This window comes from Streptomyces sp. RP5T, from assembly GCF_003933965.1.
Taxonomy (GTDB): Bacteria; Actinomycetota; Actinomycetes; order Streptomycetales; family Streptomycetaceae; genus Streptomyces.
The window spans coordinates 1-920 of record NZ_RSAJ01001177.1; the positions used below are offsets into that span (position 1 = coordinate 1).

Genomic DNA, 920 nt, shown 5'->3' on the forward strand with positions numbered 1-920 from the left:
CGCCGGCGGGGTGTGCAGCTGCTGCAGCCCGATGACGCGCAGCAGGTCGAGCTTGTGTTCGTCCTCGGATCCCGGGGCCGCTGTCATGATCACGATCGTCTGGTCGCCGGGGCCGCCGGTGAGGGTGTCGCAGTCCACGACGATGTCGCCGGCCAGCGCGGTGTGCAGGGTCTTGCGGCTGGTGCGGAGCTCGCCGACCGTGCCCTCCCGCCAGCGCCGGCTGAACTCCGGGCTGACCCTGGTCAGTCGTGTGATCAGCTGGGACAGGTCGGGGTCGTCCGGGTAGCGGCTCACCGCCTTGCGGAGGTGGCCGACGAGGTCCCGCGCGTAGGTCTCCTCGTCCTCGGGGGTGTGCGTCACCGGGTGCGCCCTGTCGGTGAAGTAGCGCCACGCGACGTTGCGCTCCAGGCGGGTCTGGCTCGACGGGTCACCGAAGAGCGCGGCCCAGAGCGGGTTCCACAACACCACCTCGTAGATGGCTGTGTGCATGGCGACGGCGACCGGGAGATTACGGAAGCGGTCCACCATCCGCTGGGCGGTCGGGGTGATGTGCCGGGGCACGTGCCCGGCCGACGGCAGGGCCACCCCCGCCACCCGGAACAGGTGCTCGCGCTCCTCGTCGTTGAGCCGCAGCGCCCTGGCGAGCGAGGTCAGCAGCTGAGCGGAGGGGTTGCGGGCACGGCCCTGCTCCAGGCGGACGATGTAGTCGACACTGACCCCGGCGGTCAGCGCGAGCTCCTCACGGCGCAGACCGGGCGTACGCCGGTTCAAGCCCGGGGCCAGACCGACGTCCGCCGGCCGCACCCTGCTGCGCCACGCACGGATCAGCTGCGCAAACTCGTCCATGCCGCCATGATCCCCCGCGGTCGGCGGCCGTGGGTGGTACCAGCTTGCCTACCCGAAGCGGTACCTGTCGGCCC

The 920-nt window shown here is 71.6% G+C and carries 1 protein-coding gene; it reads right to left on the reverse strand.

Going from position 1 to position 920, the window contains the following annotated elements:
* Nucleotides 1-846, reverse strand: an 846-nt coding sequence (locus tag EHS43_RS45230) for a helix-turn-helix domain-containing protein (protein ID WP_148104373.1), incomplete at its 3' end; no start/stop codon positions are given.
* Nucleotides 847-920: the final 74 nt, after the last annotated feature.